Source organism: Methanobrevibacter sp. (genome assembly GCF_045577275.1).
Lineage (GTDB): Archaea > Methanobacteriota > Methanobacteria > Methanobacteriales > Methanobacteriaceae > Methanobrevibacter.
The window spans coordinates 1-4,021 of the sequence record NZ_JAZNIB010000044.1 but is presented as its reverse complement, the minus strand read 5'-3'; the positions used below and the strand labels follow the sequence as shown (position 1 = coordinate 4,021).

The following is a 4,021-nucleotide window of genomic DNA, read 5'->3' as shown; positions in this document are numbered from 1 at the left end:
TATGGATTGTCAAGAGAGGAATACAGAAACAACATGACAAATGAGGAAATAGCAGAAGCTATGGCTGAGTTTGCTGAGGAAAGCTTAGAAGAGGACCCTAACGATTTGATTTATATGAATAACTCATCATTAGACTATGACTTGACTGATCAGTTGGAAAATATAACTGCAAAAGTCTTGATTATAGCTATTAATCAGGACCAATACTTCCCGCCAAATCTTGATGCAATTCCAATGAGTGAAATGATTAAGGACAATAAGTTGCTTATTTTTGACTCTTGCATGGGTCATGTAGGTTCAAATGAATTGTTTAAGATAAAAGATGATTTGGAAGAATTCATTAGAGAATTTAGGGATAATTAATTTTATTTATTCATTTAATTTTTATTTTAAAGGTGTTACGATGGAAATAACTTACAAAGATATTCATGATTTTAAGGAAGATGATTTAAAAGACCTGTTCTTATCAGTTGATTGGTCTTCTGGTCATTTTCCAGACAAGCTTGTAATTGCCATGAAAAACTTTGAAACAGTCTGTTCTGCATGGGATGGAGATAAATTGGTCGGCATGGTTTGTGCAATGGATGATGGAATAATGACTGCATATGTTCATTATGTTCTTATCAGACCTGATTACCAAGGAATGGGAATTGGAAAGGAAATGATGAAAAGAGTGACTGATAAGTATAAGGACTATTTACGTATCGTTGTTGTTTCCTATAATGATGAAATTGAGTTCTATGAGCATTGCGGATTTGAAAAGGCTGATGATGCAAGTCCAATGTTCATTACAGATTTATGGACTTGATATTTTTTAGAAAAATATTAAAATTTTAAAATCAATATTTTTATTTAATGATTATAAGAGATTAAAGGGATTAATATGTTAAGCGTTAAAGTTGAAGATTATGGCGAAACTGAAGATCAAATGCACTATGTAACCTATAGGGTGTCTGATTTAAGTGAAAAGGAATTGGATTTTTTATTGAATAATTTGGAAGGGGAAACCGTTGTAGAAGATGGTGATTTGCTCTTAAACATATTCTATTCCAGAAAATTCTTCCCATTTGCTTCAGATGATGCTCATTTTAAGCTTGAGGACTTTATAAAAAGAGAAGAAATCGAAATGACCTATTTTATTGCAAGCTTTTTAGAAGATATGAAATAAATTAATTAATTATTTAAAACTATTAATGAGCACATTTTAAAAGATTAACTGAGGATTATAAAAATGAAAAATGACTTATTTGAATTGACAGCATCCAGAAGATCTATCCGTAAATATGATGGTGAGCCTATAGATGATGAAATTTTAGATGAAATCATGAAGGTTGCTCTTACAGCACCTTGTTCATTTGGCCATCGTCCTGTAGAATTTGTTGTTGTAAAAGACCCTGACACTATAGTAGAATTGGCTGCATGTAAAAGCTTAGGTGGAAGCCAGATCATTGGTGCAAGTGCAGTGGTTGTAGTTATGGTTAATCTTAATCGTGGAGAGTTTTGGATAGAGGATGGTGCAATCGCTTCTTCATATATTCTTCTTGCTGTAGAACAGTATGGTCTTGGAGCTTGTTGGGTCCATATACGAAATAGAAGGGGTAAGAGAAAATCTTCAGATGAGGAAATTCGTGAACTCTTGGATATTCCTGATGATTATGCTGTTTTGAACCTTGTAGCTATTGGCGGCAAAGGTGAATTCAAGCAAGGATACACAGAAGAAGACTTTGATAAAAGCAAGATTCATTTTGAAAAGTATTGATTCTAAGAATCTTAAATAAAAAAAGAGTCGTTAAAACGATATTTTAACTATTTTTAAAAGTTTATAAAAAAAGAAAAGGATAAAAAGAAATTTTCTTTTTATCTTAATTGATTATATTCACTATTTTTATTTGGATGCTTCAAGCATTCTTTCAACAGCAGCGATTGACTTTTTAGCTATGTCTTCTGGAACGATGACTTTAGGTTCCTCATTGATTAGACAATCTCTGACTTTTTCCAATGTGTGAAGTTTCATGGTTCCGCAGATAGCCCCTTCAAGCAATGGGTAGTAGGTTTTGTCTGGACACTCTGATTTGAGTCTTGTAATCATGTCAACTTCAGTTCCAATGACAAATTCCTTATTAGGACTGTTCTTTACATGAGCTAGCATTCCACCAGTACTTAAGACATAATCTGCAAGTTCCTGAACCTCTTTGTTGGATTCAGGGTGAATTAAGATGTCTACACCAGGATATTTTTTCCTTGCATCTTCAATGTCCTCTTTGTGGAATAACTTGTGAACATAACAGTGTCCATCCCCTGGAATAGGGATGATCTTTTTGTCAGTGAAAGGCTGTACGAATTCTCCAAGGTTGGTATCTGGTCCAAAGAGAATGGTGTCCTGTTCTATGCTGGCTACAACCTTTTTAACATTTCCTGAAGTACAGAGAATATCTGATTCCGCTTTTGCTTCACCAAGGCTGTTTACATATAAGCAAACTGCAGCGTCAGGATATTTTGCTTTTGCTTCTCTAACTTGCTCTCCAGTAAGCATGTGTGCCATAGGACATTCTGCATCAATGTCTGGGATTAGAACTTTTTTATCAGGGTTTAGCATATATGCAGTTTCTGCCATAAAGTCCACTCCGCAGAAGACAATGATGTCCCTGTCTTCCACTTCTGCAGCCTTATTACATAATTCTAAAGAATCACCAAGGAAATCAGCTATTTCCTGGATTTCTTTTGGTTGGTAGTTATGTGCGAGAATAATCGCATTCTTTTCTTCTTTCAATTGAATAATTTCTTTCTGTAATTCATTTGTCATTATTATTCCCCTTTTTTCAACATATAGTAAGTATATATTTATAGTTATATTATCTTTTAGTTTCTTAACATAAAAAATTAACTATTGTTATTATAATACATTGGATTGTTTCTTCTATATTCATCTGCCAATCGGTTAATATTCTCCTGGATTCTTATTTTTCCACAGTCTATGTATTTGTATTTTGTAATCCAATAGCTCACTTCAACCTTAGGTCCCCATTCACTGTAATCTTTAGAAAGGAATGTGGTCTTATCGTTGATTACCCAATCATAGGAGTACATTATATCGTCAAGGTCCTTTTTGAACTCGTCCAAATTCATTCCATGAGGCAATACTGCTATTATTCTTAATCTGTGGTCTTCATTTGGCTTGAATAGTTGATAAGTGGTTTTGGATAAGGCTGAGTTTGGAATAGTTATCTCATAATTGTCCTGATTGATTAGGGTTGTGTTTCTCAAACCCACCTTTTTGACGGTTCCTTTAAATCCATCAACTTCAATGACCTCCCCAATCCTAATTTTATTGTCTCCAATGACAAAAATTCCTGAAATAAAGTTTGAAACAATGTCTTGGGATGCAATACCTATTACAATACCTACAACTCCTAAACTGATTACAATACTTTCCAGATTGATTCCCAAAACATTCAATATCCATGCGAAGGCTGCAATGATAACTACATATTTAACGATGTCCTTCAATAAATAATGAGCAGTGACATCAAACTCAAATAGTTCTTCTATTTTGCTTAGGAATCGATCACTTAGTCTTATGATAATAATTCCACCAATTATTATAAGCAGAATGTAAATAAGATTATTAATGGCCATATGGTGCTCTATTATTCCTACTATATTAGAAACATAACTCATTTTTCCACCTTTATCGTTTTAATTAAAGCATTTCATTGTTTATTCAAAATTATTCATTGTTTACGGTTAGAATATTCCTAAAGTTAATAGTTGTTTTATCTTTTCCGATATTTATTTCTGTAAAGTCATTGGCCACAACAGTATTTTCAAATATCTCTTTTGCCTCATCCTTGATGTTTAAGTCAGTAGTGTATCTTGTGCTTATGTGGGTCAGTACCAATAGTTTTACATTTGCCTCTTTAGCTATTTCTGCAGCTTCCTTTGATGTGGAATGGCAATTTTCAATTGCCTTGTCCTTGTCTGCATCTTCGTAAGTTGCTTCATGAATCAAAACATCGCTGTC

The 4,021-nt window shown here is 33.4% G+C and carries 5 protein-coding genes and 2 pseudogenes; 4 read left to right on the top strand and 3 right to left on the bottom strand.

Translation table 11 applies throughout. The annotated features are described in order from the left end of the window. The 4 genes and pseudogenes from ACKI67_RS01480 to ACKI67_RS01465 form a co-directional block, all read left to right on the top strand. Positions 1–363, top strand: a pseudogene (locus ACKI67_RS01480) (homoserine acetyltransferase); the annotation flags it as partial. A 40-nt stretch (positions 364–403) separates the two neighbouring features. Beyond that, positions 404–808 carry a GNAT family N-acetyltransferase gene (locus ACKI67_RS01475; RefSeq protein ID WP_407461621.1) on the top strand — a complete coding sequence of 135 codons (405 nt, stop codon included), beginning with the start codon at positions 404–406 and terminating at the stop codon, positions 806–808. 75 nt (positions 809–883) lie between these two features. Continuing rightward, positions 884–1,168, top strand: coding sequence for a DUF5750 family protein (locus ACKI67_RS01470; RefSeq protein ID WP_407461620.1), 285 nt, complete (start codon positions 884–886; stop codon positions 1,166–1,168). Between the two features lie 63 nt (positions 1,169–1,231). After that, positions 1,232–1,759, top strand: a complete 528-nt coding sequence (locus ACKI67_RS01465) for a nitroreductase family protein (protein WP_407461619.1) — start codon at positions 1,232–1,234, stop codon at positions 1,757–1,759. 126 nt (positions 1,760–1,885) lie between these two features. On the opposite strand, the gene nadA is transcribed toward ACKI67_RS01465, so the two are convergent. From nadA to ACKI67_RS01450, 3 genes and pseudogenes are all read right to left on the bottom strand, one after another. Further along, positions 1,886–2,803, bottom strand: a complete 918-nt coding sequence (gene nadA, locus ACKI67_RS01460) for a quinolinate synthase NadA (protein ID WP_407461618.1) — start codon at positions 2,801–2,803, stop codon at positions 1,886–1,888. 77 nt (positions 2,804–2,880) lie between these two features. After that, a complete protein-coding gene (locus ACKI67_RS01455) occupies positions 2,881–3,678 on the bottom strand; it encodes a mechanosensitive ion channel family protein (protein ID WP_407461617.1) in 798 nt (265 codons plus the stop codon). Positions 3,679–3,727: 49 nt separating this feature from the next. After that, positions 3,728–4,021 (bottom strand): annotated as a pseudogene (locus tag ACKI67_RS01450) (ribonuclease Z); the annotation flags it as partial.

Excerpts from the sequence above, each read along its gene's own strand:
- ACKI67_RS01455 (WP_407461617.1), bottom strand. The coding sequence starts at position 3,678 with ATGAGTTATGTTTCTAATATAGTAGGAATAATAGAGCACCATATGGCC.
- ACKI67_RS01465 (WP_407461619.1), top strand. The coding sequence starts at position 1,232 with ATGAAAAATGACTTATTTGAATTGACAGCATCCAGAAGATCTATCCGT.
- nadA (WP_407461618.1), bottom strand. The coding sequence starts at position 2,803 with ATGACAAATGAATTACAGAAAGAAATTATTCAATTGAAAGAAGAAAAG.
- ACKI67_RS01470 (WP_407461620.1), top strand. The coding sequence starts at position 884 with ATGTTAAGCGTTAAAGTTGAAGATTATGGCGAAACTGAAGATCAAATG.
- ACKI67_RS01475 (WP_407461621.1), top strand. The coding sequence starts at position 404 with ATGGAAATAACTTACAAAGATATTCATGATTTTAAGGAAGATGATTTA.